The organism is Bradyrhizobium sp. ORS 111, assembly GCF_045571485.1.
Classification (GTDB): Bacteria; Pseudomonadota; Alphaproteobacteria; order Rhizobiales; family Xanthobacteraceae; genus Bradyrhizobium.
This window is the reverse complement of sequence record NZ_CP120701.1, coordinates 406,330-421,934: the sequence shown is the minus strand read 5'-3', so window position 1 is coordinate 421,934 and position 15,605 is coordinate 406,330. Positions and strand designations below refer to the sequence as shown.

Genomic DNA, 15,605 nt, shown 5'->3' with positions numbered 1-15,605 from the left:
CTGTGACAGTTAGTGAGAGAACCGGTTCCTGCTTGTCCGGATCATGCTCTAGCGACCGCCCGACACGTCGAGGGTCGCGCTCGTGACATAGGACGCCTCGTCCGAGATCAGCCAGACGATTGCGTTGGCGATTTCCTCGGCGGTGCCGACGCGCTTCATTGGCACCATGGGCGCGAGCCGGTGCGCGCGATCGGGCTCGCCGCCCGAGGCGTGGATTTCGGTGTCGATCAGACCGGGACGAATGCCGGCAACCCGAATGCCTTCGTCGGCGACCTCGTGACCGAGGCCGACGGTGAAGGTGTCGATCGCGCCCTTGGACGCCGCGTAATCGACATAGGTGTTGGCTGAGCCGAGCTTGGCCGCGACCGACGACAGGTTGACAATCACGCCACCCTTGCCGCCCTTCTTGGTCGACATCCGCTTCACGGCTTCACGGGCGCACAGGATGCTGCCAGTGACATTGACCGCCATCATGCGCGCGATGCGCTCCGCGGTCATGTCCTCGACGCGAATCGACGGACCGACGATGCCGGCGTTGTTGACGAGAGCGCCGAGCGTTCCGAAGCCGTCGGCGGCCTTGAACAGCGCCAGGATATCCTGCTCGCTGCCGACGTCGCACTTCACCGCGATCGCCTTGCCGTTCTTCGCCTCGATGGCGGCAACGACCTCGTTGGCCGCGGCCTGGTTGGAAGCGTAGCCGACGACCACGCGATAGCCGCGCGCAGCGGCTGCGAGCGCGGCGGCGCGGCCGATGCCGCGGCTGCCGCCAGTGATGACAACGACCTTGTCCGTCACGTCAACCTCCAAGCGTGTGTGAGTGAAGATCCGATCGCGATGCCCGAACCGATCGGGCATCGCGTGCGTCGTGTCCTCAGAGGTCCAGCACCAGGCGAGCCGGGTCCTCCAGGCTCTCCTTGACGCGCACCAGGAAGGTGACCGCTTCCTTGCCGTCGATGACGCGGTGATCGTAGGACAGCGCCAGATACATCATCGGGCGCGCCTCGATCTTGCCGCCGACCACCATCGGCCGCTCCTGGATCTTGTGCATGCCGAGGATGCCGGACTGCGGCGCATTGAGGATCGGTGTCGACATCAGCGAGCCGTAGATGCCGCCATTGGTGATGGTGAAGGTGCCGCCCTGCATCTCGTCGATCTTGAGCTGGCCATCGCGGGCGCGGCGGCCGTAGTCGGCGATTCCCTTCTCGATCTCGGCGATCGACTTGTGGTCGCAGTCGCGCACCACAGGCACCACCAGGCCGCGGTCAGTGCCGACCGCGACGCCAATGTGATAGTAGTTCTTGTAGATCAGGTCAGAGCCGTCGATTTCGGCGTTGACGGCCGGGATATCCTTCAGGGCCTGCACGACGGCCTTGGTGAAGAAGCCCATGAAGCCGAGCTTGGCGCCGTGCTTCTTCTCGAACGCGTCCTTGTACTGCGCGCGCAGCGCCATGACGTTGGTCATGTCGACCTCGTTGAAGGTCGTCAGCATCGCGGCGGTGTTCTGCACATCCTTGAGGCGGCGGGCGATGGTCTGGCGCAGCCGCGTCATCTTCACGCGCTCCTCGCGCGCGGCGTCGTCAGCCGGCGATGGCGCGCGGACTTGCATGGCGGCGGCCGGCTGATTGACCGGGGTGGGCGCCGAGGCAGCCTTTTCGATCGCCGCCAGCATGTCGCCCTTGGTCACGCGGCCGTCCTTGCCCGAACCGGGAACGGTGGAGGCATCGATACCGCTCTCAGCCGAGAGCTTGCGAACGGAAGGCGCGAGCGGCGTATCCGCGGGCGGCGCTTTCGGCGCAGCGGCCGGAGCCGGGGCGGCGGTCGGCGCCGGCGCGGCAGCGGGGGCCGCGGCCTTGGCAGGCGCGGCGGCGGGCGCAGCCGGCTTGGCCGGAGCCGCGCCGTCATTGATCTGGCCGAGCAACGCGCCGACGGCAACCGTTTCGCCGTCCTTGGCAATGATCTCGCCGAGCGTTCCTGCCGACGGTGCCGGAACCTCGATCGTCACCTTGTCGGTCTCCAGCTCCACGAGCGGCTCGTCCACCGCGACGGCTTCGCCCGCCTTCTTGAACCAGCGGCCGATGGTGGCCTCGGTCACGGATTCGCCGAGCGTTGGAACGCGAATTTCAGTCATGGTCTTTTCCTCGATAACCTTGCGGTCGCAAAATTTGTCCGGCCACGGTCCGCCAAAGCGAACGACCCCGGTACTCCGTGACGACAGCAATTCTGCTGGATGACGCGGGATACCGGACGCCCCGCTTTCGCGGGGCATGGCTTGAGTGAAGGTCGTTAGTTCAGTGCGTCGTCAAGCAGCGCCTTGAGCTGCGCCAGATGTTTCGACATCAGGCCAGTGGCGGTTGCCGCCGACGCCGGCCGGCCGGCGTAGCGCGGGCGCCTGTTCGTCGCATTGATCTGGTTCAGCACCCATTCGAGATAGGGCTCGATGAAGTGCCACGATCCCATATTGCGCGGCTCTTCCTGGCACCACACCATTTCGGCGTTCTTGAAGCGGCCAAGCTCCTGCACCAGTGCCTTTAGCGGCACCGGATAGAGCTGCTCGATGCGCATCAGATAGATGTCGTCGATGCCGCGCTTCTCGCGCTCCTCGTAGAGATCGTAATAGACCTTGCCGGAGCACAGCACGACGCGACGGATCTTGTCGTCTGCCTTCAGCTTGATCTTCTCGTCCGGCAGCATCTGCGCGTCATCGTACAGAATGCGATGGAAGGTGGCATTCTTGCCGAGTTCGTCGAGCCGCGACACGGCGCGCTTGTGGCGCAGCAGCGACTTCGGCGTCATCAGGATCAGCGGCTTGCGGATCTCGCGATGGAGCTGGCGCCGCAGCACATGGAAGTAGTTCGCCGGCGTGGTCGGATAGACCACCTGCATGTTGTCTTCGGCGCACATCTGCAAATAACGCTCGAGGCGAGCCGAGGAGTGCTCCGGTCCCTGTCCCTCATAGCCATGCGGCAGCAAGCAGACCAGACCGGACATGCGCAGCCATTTGCGTTCGCCGGAGGAGATGAACTGGTCGAACACGACCTGCGCGCCGTTGGCGAAGTCGCCGAACTGCGCCTCCCAGACCGCCAGCGCATTCGGCTCGGCCAGCGAATAGCCGTACTCGAAGCCGAGCACGGCCTCTTCCGACAGCAGCGAGTTGATGACCTCGTAGTGGCCGGTGTTGTCGCCGCCGAGGTGATTGAACGGCGTGTAGCGGCTCTCGTCCTCCTGATCGATCAGGACCGAGTGGCGCTGCGAGAAGGTGCCGCGCTCGGAATCCTGGCCGGACAGGCGCACGTGATGGCCTTCCTGCAGCAGCGAGCAGAATGCCAGCGCCTCGCCGGTCGCCCAGTCGATGCCGACGCCGCTGTCGATCGCCTTGGCGCGATTGTCGAGGAAGCGCTGGATGGTGCGGTGGACGCGGAAGCCGTCCGGCACCTTGGTGATCTTGCGGCCGATGTCCTTCAGAACAGCGATATCGACGCCGGTGACGCCGCGGCGGGCGTCCTCTTCCTGATCGGCGATCTTGAACCCCGCCCACTTGCCGTCGAGCCAGTCGGCCTTGTTCGGCTTGTAGCCGGCGCCGGCCTCGAACTCGGCATCGAGCCGCGCGCGCCAATCGGCCTTGGCCTTTTCGACCTCGCCTTCCGTCAGCACGCCATCGGCAACCAGTCGCTTGGCATAGATCTCAAGGGTGGTCGGATGCGAGGCGATGCGCTTGTACATCACCGGCTGGGTGAACGCCGGCTCGTCGCCCTCGTTGTGGCCGTGGCGACGGTAGCAGAACATGTCGATCACGACCGGCTTGTGGAATTTCTGCCGGAATTCGATCGCGACCTTGGCTGCGAACACCACCGCTTCCGGGTCGTCGCCGTTCACATGGAAGATCGGCGCGTCGATCATCTTCGCGACGTCGGACGGATAGGGCGACGAACGCGAGTAGCGCGGATAGGTGGTGAAGCCGATCTGGTTGTTGACGATGAAGTGCAGCGATCCGCCGGTGCGGTAGCCCTTCAGGTCGGAGAGGCTGAAGCATTCCGCGACGACGCCCTGGCCCGCGAACGCCGCGTCGCCGTGCATCAAGAGCGGCAGGACGGAGATGCGCATGTCGGGCGGATCGCCGTGCTGGTCCTGCTTGGCGCGCACCTTGCCCATCACGACCGGATCGACGATCTCGAGATGCGACGGGTTGGCGGTCAGCGACAGATGGATGTTGTTGCCGTCGAACTCGCGGTCCGAGGAGGCGCCGAGGTGATACTTGACGTCGCCGGAGCCTTCGACCGAATCCGGATTGGCCGAGCCGCCCTTGAATTCATGGAACAGCGCGCGGTGCGGCTTGCCCATCACCTGGGTGAGCACGTTGAGGCGGCCGCGATGCGGCATGCCGACCACGATCTCCTTCACGCCGAGATTGCCGCCGCGCTTGATGATCTGCTCCAGCGCGGGGATCAGCGATTCGCCGCCGTCGAGGCCGAAGCGCTTGGTGCCGGTGAATTTGAGGTCGCAGAACTTCTCAAATCCTTCGGTCTCGATCAGCTTGTTGAGGATGGCGCGGCGCCCTTCCGGGGTGAAGCTGATCTCCTTGTCCGGCCCTTCGATGCGCTCCTGGATCCAGGCCTTCTGCGCGGCATTGGAGATGTGCATGAATTCGACGCCGAGCGTCTGGCAGTAGGTCCGCTCGCAGATCTGGACGATCTCGCGCAGAGTGCCGTATTCGAGGCCGAGAACGTGATCGAGGAAAATCTTGCGATCGAAGTCGGCCTCGGTGAAGCCGTAGGAACGCGGATCGAGCTCCTCGCGATCACGCGGCGCCTCGATGCCGAGCGGATCCAGCTTGGCGTGGAAGTGGCCGCGCATGCGGTAGGCACGAATCAGCATCAAGGCGCGGACGGAATCGCGGGTCGCCTGATGGACCTCGACGTCCGAGAGTTCGGCGCCCTTGGCCTGGGCCTTGGCGGCGAGCTTGGCGCCGACCGCCTTCTCGACCTCCGCCCAGTTGCCGTCGAGCGCCGACGTCAGCTCGTCACGCGGTGTCACCGGCCAGTTGTCGCGGCCCCAGGACGCGCCGTCGGCGTTCTTCCGGACGTCGGCCGGGGTGTCCTTCAGGCTCTTGAAGAAGTCCTGCCACTCGGCATCGACCGATGCTGGATCCTGTTCGTAACGGGCATAGAGGTCGTCGATGTAGGCGGCGTTGGTGCCCTGCAAAAACGATGAAAGGGCAAAAGCGGCGTTCGCGTCCTGGCGAGACATGAGGCAGTCCTGGTGATTTTTTTCGGTTCGCGCGTAGAAGACGGCGCAAGTGCCGGTCTGGAAGAGGGGCCGGCTGATTGGGTACCCTTTACCCTATCTAGTTTGGATATTCCTGCCTAAAAGAACTAAGGAGTGAATATCTTTTCAAAACTTGTAAATACACGATCTTTTGGACGCAAACGACTACGCCGCGGCCTCCCGGGACGGAAATTCCGGAAGGCCACGGCGGGATAACGCCTGATCAGTAAAATTGTCGCGGCGGGATGATTTACTTCAACATCTCGGCCAGGGTGTGCCCGAGCCGGGCCGGCGATGGCGACACCTTGATCCCCGCCGCTTCCATCGCCGCGGTCTTGGAACCGGCATCGCCCTTGCCGCCGGAAATGATGGCACCGGCATGGCCCATGCGGCGGCCGGGAGGTGCTGTAACACCGGCAATGAAGCCGACCATCGGCTTCTTGCGGCCGCGCTTGGCCTCGTCCTTCAGGAACTGAGCCGCGTCCTCCTCGGCGGAACCGCCGATCTCACCGATCATCACGATCGACTTGGTCTTCTCGTCGGCCAGGAACATCTCGAGCACGTCGATGAACTCGGTGCCCTTGACGGGGTCGCCGCCGATTCCGACCGCGGTGGTCTGGCCGAGGCCCTCCTGCGTGGTCTGGAACACCGCCTCGTAAGTCAGCGTGCCGGAACGGGAGACGATGCCGACGCTGCCGGGTTTGAAGATGTTGGCCGGCATGATGCCGATCTTGCATTCGCCGGCGGTCATCACGCCCGGGCAGTTCGGGCCGATCAGCCGCGACTTCGAGCCCGACAGCGACCGCTTGACGCGCACCATGTCGAGCACCGGGATGCCTTCGGTGATGCAGACGATCAGCGGGATCTCCGCATCGATCGCCTCGCAGATCGCATCCGCCGCGCCCGGCGGCGGCACATAGACCACGCTGGCATCGGCGCCGGTCTTCTCGCGCGCTTCGGCGACGGTGTCGAACACCGGCAGGTTGAGATGCGTCGAGCCGCCTTTGCCCGGCGCCACGCCGCCGACCATCTTGGTGCCGTAAGCGATCGCCGCTTCCGAATGGAAGGTGCCGTTCTTGCCGGTGAAGCCCTGGCAGATGACCTTGGTGTTCTTGTCGATCAGGATGGACATGGTTCGTGATGCTTTCGCGAGACGAGCAGTGAGGACTGTTTGCTCTAGTGGATACGCCGGTACACGCCGGTGAGCACGTCAGCCCATCCTTCCGCGTCGGGCGAGAACTGGATCTTCATGTTGTAGGTGTCGTCGTCGACGACCTCGTAGACGTGACGAGCGTTGCCGCGCAGCGAGCCGCGCACCAGGATCAGCGACTTGTTGACCCAGGCGCCGGAGGCCGGCGACGGCGGGTAGTAGCCGAGCGAATCGTGCCAGAACAGTTTGTAGGTCCGCTCTTCACGATCGTAGGTGAAGACGCCATGGGTGGCGAAGCTCTCCTTGCCCTCGCGCGTCTGCACACTGTCCTGGATCAGGTAGAAGCGGTTGAGCGCGATGCGTGCGCTCACATGCGAGGTCGCCGGACCGCCTGCGGTCCAGCGCGACGGATAGACCATCTCTTCGCCGCTCCACTCGCCCGCGAAGGCCGCGAGCCTGCGGTGTTCTTCCAGCGGCGTTGGAGCGTCGAGATGATCGGCCATCGTTAGCCTCCCTTGACGGCTTTCACGATCTTCTGTGCGGCATCATCGAGATTGTCGGCAGGCACGACGTTGAGGCCGCTCTCGCGGATGATCTTCTTGCCCTGCTCGACATTGGTGCCTTCAAGACGCACGACCAGCGGCACCTTGAGGCCGACCTGCTTCACCGCGGCGACGACGCCCTCCGCGATCACGTCGCACTTCATGATGCCGCCGAAGATGTTGACCAGGATGCCCTTCACGTTGGGATCGGCGGTGATGATCTTGAAGGCGGCTGCGACCTTCTCGACGCTGGCGCCGCCGCCGACATCGAGGAAGTTCGCGGGCGACATGCCGTAGAGCTTGATGATGTCCATGGTCGCCATGGCAAGGCCGGCGCCGTTGACCATGCAACCGATATTGCCGTCGAGCGCGACGTAGTTGAGGTCGAATTTCGACGCCTCGATTTCCTTGGCGTCCTCCTCGGTCTCGTCGCGCAGCGCCAGCACATCAGCGTGGCGATAGAGCGCGTTGCTGTCGAACGACACCTTGGCGTCGAGCACGCGGAGCTGGCCCTGCTTGGTGACGACGAGCGGATTGATTTCCAGCATCGCCATGTCCTTGGCGACAAACGCGGCATAGAGCTGGCTGGTCAGCTTTTCGGCCTGCTTCGCAAGCTCGCCGGTCAGCTTCAGCGCGTTGGCGACGGTGCGGCCGTGGTGCGGCATGATGCCGGTTGCCGGATCGACCGAGAAGGAGACGATCTTTTCCGGCGTCGCGTGCGCGACCTCCTCGATGTTGACGCCGCCCTCGGTCGAAACCACGAACGAGACTTCGGAGGTTTCGCGGTTGACCAGGATCGAGAGGTAGAACTCCTTGTCGATGTCGGAGCCCTCCTCGATGTAGAGGCGGTTGACCTGCTTGCCGTGTGGCCCGGTCTGCACCGTGACCAGGGTCGCGCCGAGCATCTGCTTGGCGAATTCGTCGACCTCGGCGACCGACTTGGCGATGCGGACGCCGCCCTTGTCGCCAGCGGATGCTTCCTTGAACTTGCCCTTGCCGCGGCCGCCGGCATGGATCTGGCTCTTCACCACCCAGATCGGTCCGGGGAGCTGCTTCGCCGCCGCGTCGGCATCCTCCGGCTTGAGCACCGGCACGCCGCGCGAGATCGGCACGCCGAATTGATGCAGCAGTGCCTTGGCCTGGTATTCATGGATATTCATGGAGAGATGCTCCCAAACCCTCGTGCGGCGAACTTCATCAAGCTCGCGTCAGCGCGCTCTGGCATACCATATACCAAGACTGACGCAACCCATAAAATCCGCGGGAATTTCATCACCTTGCCCGACAGGCGATTGAAAATGCCTATCGGGCCATTGCCAAGTCAGATTATCAGTCAGATCACTTGCCGAGCAGGTCGGGCGCGATCTTCTTGCAGGCGTCGACCAGGCCCTGCACCGCGCCGACCGACTTGTCGAAGGCTTCGCGGTCCTTGCCGGCCAGTTCGATCTCGACGACGCGCTCGACACCCTTGGAGCCGATCACCACCGGCACGCCGACATACATGTCCTTCACGCCATACTCGCCGTTGAGATAGGCGGCGCAGGGCAGCACGCGCTTCTTGTCCTTCAGGTAGCTCTCGGCCATCGCGATCGCGGACGCCGCCGGCGCGTAGAAGGCAGAGCCGGTCTTGAGCAGGTTGACGATCTCGGCGCCGCCGTTGCGCGTGCGATCGACGATCTCGTCGACGCGGGCCTGCGAGGTCCAGCCCATCTTGACGAGGTCGGGCAGCGGAATGCCGGCAACGGTGGAATAGCGGGTCAGCGGCACCATCGTGTCGCCGTGACCGCCGAGCACGAAGGCGGTGACGTCCTCGACCGAGACGTTGAATTCGTCGGCAAGGAAGTAGCGGAAGCGCGCGGAGTCGAGCACGCCGGCCATGCCGACCACCTTCTTGTGCGGCAGGCCAGAGGCCTTCTGCAGCGCCCACACCATCGCATCCAACGGGTTGGTGATGCAGACGACGAACGCGTCGGGCGCGTACTTCTTGATGCCGGCACCGACCTGCTCCATGACCTTGAGGTTGATGGAGAGCAGATCGTCGCGGCTCATGCCGGGCTTGCGCGGCACGCCGGCGGTGACGATGCAGACCTTGGCGCCGTCGAGCGCTTCGTAGGAATTGGCACCGGAGAGATTGGAGTCGAAACCATCGACCGGCGACGATTGCGCGATGTCGAGCGCTTTGCCCTGCGGCACGCCTTCGGCGATATCGAACAGCACGACGTCACCGAGTTCCTTGAGGCCGACGAGGTGCGCCAGCGTTCCGCCGATCTGTCCGGAGCCAATCAGAGCAATCTTGTCGCGTGCCATGGGAAATCAGTCCTTTGAACTGGTAGCAGGAGGGAGAGAAGTCGGTTGCAAGGGTGGTTATCCCTTTCGAATGATACGTTCAAGTCGCGGCCTGCCCAATTGTCGCCCCTGCCTGGAATTCGATCAGGCATGCCAGCGATAACCGCGCGGGCGCACGAAAAGTTGCTCGGAACGGGCGCGCCGAAGGGCAGCCTTCAGGTCTCGACCAGACCGGTCGACGTGCCGCTCGCCGACGAGTCTTTCCGACCGTGCGGCAACGCCAGGTAGGATTCCGAACTCATTTCGATCAGACGTGACGCAGTGCGCTTGAACTCCATCGCCTCGATGCCGTCGGTCGCGAGATAAAGCGACACCGGGTTGGCCTCGGCCGAGGCCATCAGCTTCACCGCATTGTCATAGAGCGTGTCGATCAGCGAGATGAAGCGCTTGGCAGCGTTGCGCTGCGCGTAGTCCATCACCGGAATATGGTCGATCAGGATCGTGTGGTAGTCGTGTGCGAGCCGCAGATAGTCGGAGGCCGCAAGCGGCTTCTCGCAGATATCCGCGAAGCCGAAGCGCGCGACACCATTCGACGAACACGGCACGTGCAGCGTGCGCCCCTTGATCGCGATGTCGCGCGACTTGCACGGCGCATTGCCGGTCATCTTGCGCCATGCCGCGTCGAGCGCGCCGTTGGCTTCATCATCCGCCGGCACCAGCCACATCTTCACGCCGAACAGCTTCTCCAGCCGGAAGTCGGTGCGTGCGTCGAGCCGCAGCACGTCCATGTGGTCGGAGATCTGCGTGATGAACGGCAGGAACAGCGCGCGGTTGAGGCCGCCTTTATAAAGGTCCTCCGGCGCGACGTTGGAGGTTGCGACCACGACCGTGCCGAGATCGAACAGCTTTGCGAACAGCCGCCCGAGGATCATCGCATCGGCGATATCGGTGACGTGGAATTCGTCGAAGCAAAGCAGCCAGGCCTCATCGAAGATCGCCTGCGCGGTGAGCGCGATGACGTCGGCTTCGGCGATCTCGCCGCGCGCGATCTGCTGGCGATAGCCGTAGATGCGCTCATGCGCCTCGGCCATGAATTCGTGGAAGTGCGCGCGGCGCTTGTGCTCGACCGCGCTCTGCTGGAAGAACAAGTCCATCAGCATGGTCTTGCCGCGGCCGACCTCGCCGTGGACATAGAGCCCGCGCGGCGGCTTCTCGTCCCTGTCGCCGCCGAACAGCCGGCCGAACAGGCTCTGCTTGCGTTGCGGCTTGTAGCTCGTGAGCCGCTCATCGAGCGCGCCAAACGCGGTGGCGGCGCGCGCCTGCGCAGGATCAGCCTCGATCGCGCCGGAGGCGACCAGGGCCTTGTAATGATCAAGGAAGGAACTGGGCGAGGTGGACAGCATGAGCCACCTTACGGCCCTACCCGGCGGAAAATTGCAAGCCGCGAATTTTGGCGACGGGTATGCAGAAGCACGATCTTGCGCGCCCCGGCCGTCCGCGCGAGCCGGCCGGGCGCGGAAAAAGCGGCGGCTATCTCACGCGCAGAGCGCGTAGGAATCCTCGACCACGTAGGGCCCACCGCCTGTCGAGGCACGTGACGAGAACAGCACGAAGCGATCCGCCATGAAGGTGCGGCTCGGGAAGTAGCCGCGCACGGAAAGATAATCCGCAACGTCCTGGCTCGATGCATCGTGCAATCGCGCGAGCGTCACATGCGGCGTGAACTTGCGACCCTCGGGGTCAAGCCCGATCCGCTGCATCATCCGCTCGAGCTCCGCCTGCAGCTCGATCAGTGGCCGGCTCGGCTCGACGGCGGCAACCACCGCGCGCGGCTTGCGTCCGCCAAAGCTCGACAGGCCCTGCAGCTTCACCTCGAACGGTTTGCGGTTCACCCGAAACAGCATCATGGCGATCTCGTTGGCCGAGACACCATCGATATCGCCGATGAAGCGCAGGGTGACGTGGTAATTTTCGGGATCGATCCAGCGAGCGCCGGGAAGGCCACCACGCAGGCTGGAGAGGGTTTGGCCGATATCAGCCGGGATTTCCAGTCCAGTGAACAGACGCGGCATCGCAATAATCCTCGATGCTGTGACGCGAGTTTTGGGAGCCCGCGCCCTGTTACGACCCGGTGACGAATCACCGATGTCTCTTTGTACCCGAGTTATATGACTCTGCGAAGCATGATGCGTTAACAGCTCGTAAACCTACGGTCATGACGCGCGGCAGAGCCTGTATTTCAACTGCGTTGCCCGGATAATGCTCCAACAAATGCCTCCACCGTGGGCAGGATGTTCTTCACGACGATATCCACTCCGTCGGCCGTCGGATGCATGCCGTCGGCCTGATTGAGCTTGGCGTCCGCGGCCACGCCATCGAGAAAGAACGGATACAGCGGCACGCCAAGGGATTTCGAGAGATCAGGATAGATCGCGTTGAACTTGGCCGCATAGTCGCTGCCGTAGTTCGGCGGCGCGAGCATGCCGCACAACAGAACCGCGATCTTGCGCGACTTCAACTTTGTGATGATGTCGGACAGCGCGGCGCGGGTGACGGCGGGATCGGTGCCGCGCAAGGCATCGTTGGCGCCGAGCTCGAGGATCACCGCATCGGTTCCCTCGGGCACCGACCAGTCGACCCGGTCGCGGCCGCCCGAGGCGGTATCGCCGGACACCCCGGCATTGATGATATCGACCTTTATCCCCTTGGCATCCAACGCCTTTTGCAGGCGGACAGGAAACGACGCCGCGGCCGGAAGGCCGTAGCCGGCACTCAAGGAGTCACCCAGCACCACCATCTTGACCGGTTTCGCGGATTCCGCCGGCTGCGCGCTTGCCGCCGTCATCAAGCCCATAAGCAACACGAGTATGTGCACGAAGATTCCCAACCGGCCCTCGACCGCAGCGGCGGAAGTGCCATATGACCGAACCATGGACAGTCTCATCGAATCCTCTTCACTGACCGGCGTCGAGCCGGACACCATCTCCGTCAAGAACGTCAATCTCTCGCTCGGCACCGGTGCGGCACGGGTTCATATCCTGAAAGATATCAGCCTTCGTGTGGCGGCGGGCGAGGCCATCGGCCTGATCGGCCCGTCGGGCTCGGGCAAGTCGACCTTGCTGATGGTGATGGCGGGGCTCGAACGTCCTGACAGTGGAGAAGTGGTCGTCAACGGCACCTCGTTCAATGCCCTCGATGAGGACGCGCTTGCGCGCTTCCGCGGCCGCCAGGTCGGCATCGTTTTCCAGTCGTTCCATCTGATCCCGACCATGACGGCACTGGAGAACGTCGCGGTGCCGCTCGAGCTCGCCGGCAGCGCGGATGCGGCGGCACGCGCCGCGCAGGAGCTGCAATCGGTGGGCCTCGGTGAGCGCCTGCATCACTATCCGACGCAACTCTCCGGCGGCGAGCAGCAGCGCGTGGCGATCGCGCGCGCGCTCGCACCCGATCCGGCGATTCTTGTGGCCGACGAGCCGACCGGAAATCTCGATGAGGCGACCGGAAAGCAGATCGTCGATCTGCTCTTTACCAAGCACGCCGAGCGCGGCATGACGCTGGTGCTGGTGACGCACGACATCTCCCTCGCGCAGCGCTGCGATCGCGTGGTGCGGCTGCGCTCGGGCCGGATCGACGGCCCCTCCGCGACATGAGCATCGCGTCCGAAGTCACGATGCAGGGCCGCGCGTCGTCGCTCGCCTTCCGTTACGCGATGCGCGAGCTGCGCGGCGGCCTGCGCGGCTTCTATGTCTTCATCGCCTGCATTGCGCTCGGGGTGATGGCGATCGCCGGCGTCGGCTCGGTCGCAGCGAGCCTTGGCGAAGGCCTGTCGCGCGAAGGCCGCACCTTGCTCGGCGGCGACGTCGCGTTCTCGCTGATCTCGCGCGAGGCCAAGCCGAACGAGGTTGCATTCCTGCGCACGCGCGGCGAGGTCTCGATCGCAGCCACGCTCCGCGCGATGGCGCGCAGCAACGACGGCAAGCTGGCGCTGGTCGAGCTCAAGGCAGTCGACGGCAAATATCCGATGCTCGGCGAACTCATGCTCGAGCCGAACCTGTCGCTCGCCGATCTCCTCGCCGAGCGCGACGGCGCCTATGGCGCAGCAGTCGATTCGACCTTGCTGGCACGGCTCGACCTCAAGCTCGGCGACCGCGTCACTGTCGGCAGCGCGACCTATCAGATCCGCAGTGTGGTCGCAGCCGAGCCGGACAAGCTTTCCGGCGGCGTCGGCCTCGGCCCGCGCTTCCTGGTCAGCGAAGCCAGTCTGCGCGCCACCGACCTGCTGCAGCCGGGCAGTCTGGTGCGCTGGATCTATCGCGTGAAACTGCCTGACGGCGCCAACGACGATCGCTCCACCACGGCATTGATCGACGGCGCGCGTAACGCAGCGCCCGAAGCTGGCTGGGAAGTCCGTAGCCGCAGCAATGCCTCGCCGCAGCTCGAACGCAGCATCAACCGCTTCACGCAATTCCTGACCCTGGTCGGCCTTGCCGCGCTGCTGGTCGGCGGCGTCGGCGTTGCCAATGCCGTGAAGAGCCATATCGACCGCCGCCGCGACGTCATCGCCTCCTTCAAGGCGCTCGGCGCCACCGGCCGCGACGTCTTCACGATCTATCTCACCCAGGTGGTCGTGCTGGCCGGAATCGGCTCGGTGATCGGTCTTACGCTCGGCGCCGCGCTGCCGTTCGCGATCGTCGGCCTGTTCGGCACGCTGCTGCCGTTGCCGGTGGTGCCGGCCGTGCATCCGGATGAGCTTGCGCTCGCCTTCATCTACGGCCAGCTCACCGCGCTCGCCTTCGGCCTGTGGCCGCTCGGCCGGGTCCACGACGTGCCGGTGGCCGCGCTGTTCCGCGAGACCGTCACCAGCGAATGGCATCGCCCGCGCTGGAGCTATCTCGCGCTGATGGCAGTCGTGATCGCCCTGCTGATCACTGTTGCGATCGGGCTGTCCTACGACAAGCGGGTTGCCACCGTGTTCGTCATCGCCTCGATCGCGGTGTTCCTGCTGCTGCGCGGAATTGCCGAACTGCTGATGGCCGCAGCGCGGCGGCTGCCACGCAGCCGCATGACCATGCTGCGGCTCGCGATCGCCAACATCCATCGGCCCGGAGCGCTGACCCCGTCGGTCGTGCTGTCGCTGGGCCTTGGGCTTGCGGTGCTCGTCACCATCACCCAGATCGACGGCAACCTGCGCCGCCAGTTTCTGGCGGCGCTGCCGGAGCGGGCGCCGTCGTTCTTCTTCATCGATATTCCTTCCACCGAGGCCGACCGCTTCGGCAGCTTCCTCAAGCAGATCTCACCGGATTCGACGGTCGAGGACGTGCCGATGCTGCGCGGGCGCATCGTCGCGGCCCGCGGCGTGAAAGCCGACCAGCTCAAGCCGACAGTGGACTCGGAATGGGTGCTGCAGAGCGACCGCGGCCTGACCTACACCGGCCAAGTTCCCAAAGGCTCGAAGATTGTCGAGGGGGAATGGTGGGGTCCCGACTACAGTGGCCCTCCGCTGGTCTCGATGGAGAAGAAGATCGCCGATGGCTTGGGCCTGAAGATCGGTGACGAGATCGTCGTCAATGTGCTCGGCCGCGACGTCCCGGCGAAAATCGCCAACCTCCGCAATATCGACTGGCAGGGACTCGGCATCAACTTCGTGCTGGTGTTCTCGCCGAATGCTTTCAAGGGCGCGCCGCACAGCCATGTCGCGACCCTGACGGAGCCACATCCGGGTTCCGTCGAGGACGCCCGCATCATCAAGCAGGTCGCCGACGCCTTCCCGATGGTGACGAGCGTGCGTGTCCGCGAGGCGCTGGAGACGATCGGCAGCGTCGTCAGCAACCTTGTGCTGGCGATCCGCGGCGCCAGCGCCGTGACGCTGATCTCCGCCATCCTGGTGCTGGGCGGAGCATTGGCTGCCGGCCATCGCCACCGCGTCTACGATGCCGTGATCCTCAAGACGCTGGGCGCCACGCGAGCACGACTGCTCGGCGCCTACGCGCTGGAGTACCTGATGATCGGTTTTGCAACTGCCGCGTTCGGCGTCATCGCCGGTTCGATCGCGGCCTGGTTGATCGTGACGCGGCTCATGACACTGAGCTTCATCTGGCAGGCCGGAAGCGCCGCGCTGGTCGTGGTCGCAGCATTGGTCGTCACGGTCGGATTGGGACTGGCCGGAACGCTGCTGGCGCTGAATCAGAAACCCGCCTCGGTGCTGCGGAATTTGTGACAATTTGTAGCGCCGGCGACACCGTATTTCACTGCAAATGCCGGGCCAGAGCGACATTCGGCCGCGCGTGGAAGCTTGCGTCGGATGTGTTAATTTCCCACATACCAACCGGGTCGGATGATCGGTTTGATGACACCGAATTAATGTT

Annotated in this window: 12 protein-coding genes; 2 read left to right on the top strand and 10 right to left on the bottom strand. The window is 64.4% G+C overall.

All coding sequences use genetic code 11. The annotated features are described in order from the left end of the window. Positions 1 to 48: 48 nt before the first annotated feature. From P6U30_RS02000 to P6U30_RS01955, 10 genes are all read right to left on the bottom strand, one after another. Positions 49 to 795: an SDR family oxidoreductase gene (locus tag P6U30_RS02000; RefSeq protein ID WP_407149761.1), complete on the bottom strand. Its 747-nt coding sequence runs from the start codon at positions 793 to 795 to the stop codon at positions 49 to 51. Between the two features lie 76 nt (positions 796 to 871). After that, on the bottom strand, positions 872 to 2,128 hold the full coding sequence (gene odhB, locus P6U30_RS01995; protein WP_407167882.1) for a 2-oxoglutarate dehydrogenase complex dihydrolipoyllysine-residue succinyltransferase: 1,257 nt from the start codon (positions 2,126 to 2,128) through the stop codon (positions 872 to 874). Between the two features lie 155 nt (positions 2,129 to 2,283). Continuing rightward, positions 2,284 to 5,244 (bottom strand): 2-oxoglutarate dehydrogenase E1 component, encoded by a 2,961-nt coding sequence (locus P6U30_RS01990; protein ID WP_407167881.1) that lies wholly within the window; start codon positions 5,242 to 5,244, stop codon positions 2,284 to 2,286. Between the two features lie 268 nt (positions 5,245 to 5,512). After that, a complete protein-coding gene (gene sucD / locus P6U30_RS01985) occupies positions 5,513 to 6,394 on the bottom strand; it encodes a succinate--CoA ligase subunit alpha (RefSeq protein ID WP_407167880.1) in 882 nt (293 codons plus the stop codon). A gap of 44 nt (positions 6,395 to 6,438) precedes the next feature. Continuing rightward, positions 6,439 to 6,915 (bottom strand): DUF1579 family protein, encoded by a 477-nt coding sequence (locus P6U30_RS01980; protein WP_407167879.1) that lies wholly within the window; start codon positions 6,913 to 6,915, stop codon positions 6,439 to 6,441. 2 nt (positions 6,916 to 6,917) lie between these two features. Further along, positions 6,918 to 8,114, bottom strand: coding sequence for an ADP-forming succinate--CoA ligase subunit beta (gene sucC / locus P6U30_RS01975; RefSeq protein WP_407167878.1), 1,197 nt, complete (start codon positions 8,112 to 8,114; stop codon positions 6,918 to 6,920). Positions 8,115 to 8,292: 178 nt separating this feature from the next. Beyond that, positions 8,293 to 9,261, bottom strand: coding sequence for a malate dehydrogenase (gene mdh, locus P6U30_RS01970; RefSeq protein WP_407167877.1), 969 nt, complete (start codon positions 9,259 to 9,261; stop codon positions 8,293 to 8,295). 194 nt (positions 9,262 to 9,455) lie between these two features. Beyond that, entirely contained in the window at positions 9,456 to 10,643 is a 1,188-nt protein-coding gene (gene zapE, locus P6U30_RS01965; RefSeq protein WP_407167876.1) for a cell division protein ZapE, read from the bottom strand. A 132-nt stretch (positions 10,644 to 10,775) separates the two neighbouring features. Beyond that, positions 10,776 to 11,312 carry an RNA 2',3'-cyclic phosphodiesterase gene (gene thpR, locus P6U30_RS01960; protein ID WP_407149753.1) on the bottom strand — a complete coding sequence of 179 codons (537 nt, stop codon included), beginning with the start codon at positions 11,310 to 11,312 and terminating at the stop codon, positions 10,776 to 10,778. A 167-nt stretch (positions 11,313 to 11,479) separates the two neighbouring features. Next, positions 11,480 to 12,115: an arylesterase gene (locus tag P6U30_RS01955; protein WP_407170659.1), complete on the bottom strand. Its 636-nt coding sequence runs from the start codon at positions 12,113 to 12,115 to the stop codon at positions 11,480 to 11,482. A 55-nt stretch (positions 12,116 to 12,170) separates the two neighbouring features. Between P6U30_RS01955 and P6U30_RS01950 the strand changes: the two genes are divergently transcribed. Then, entirely contained in the window at positions 12,171 to 12,890 is a 720-nt protein-coding gene (locus tag P6U30_RS01950) for an ABC transporter ATP-binding protein (RefSeq protein WP_407167875.1), read from the top strand. Further along, positions 12,887 to 15,457 carry an ABC transporter permease gene (locus P6U30_RS01945; protein ID WP_407167874.1) on the top strand — a complete coding sequence of 857 codons (2,571 nt, stop codon included), beginning with the start codon at positions 12,887 to 12,889 and terminating at the stop codon, positions 15,455 to 15,457. Before P6U30_RS01950 ends, P6U30_RS01945 begins: the two co-directional genes overlap by 4 nt. Positions 15,458 to 15,605: the final 148 nt, after the last annotated feature.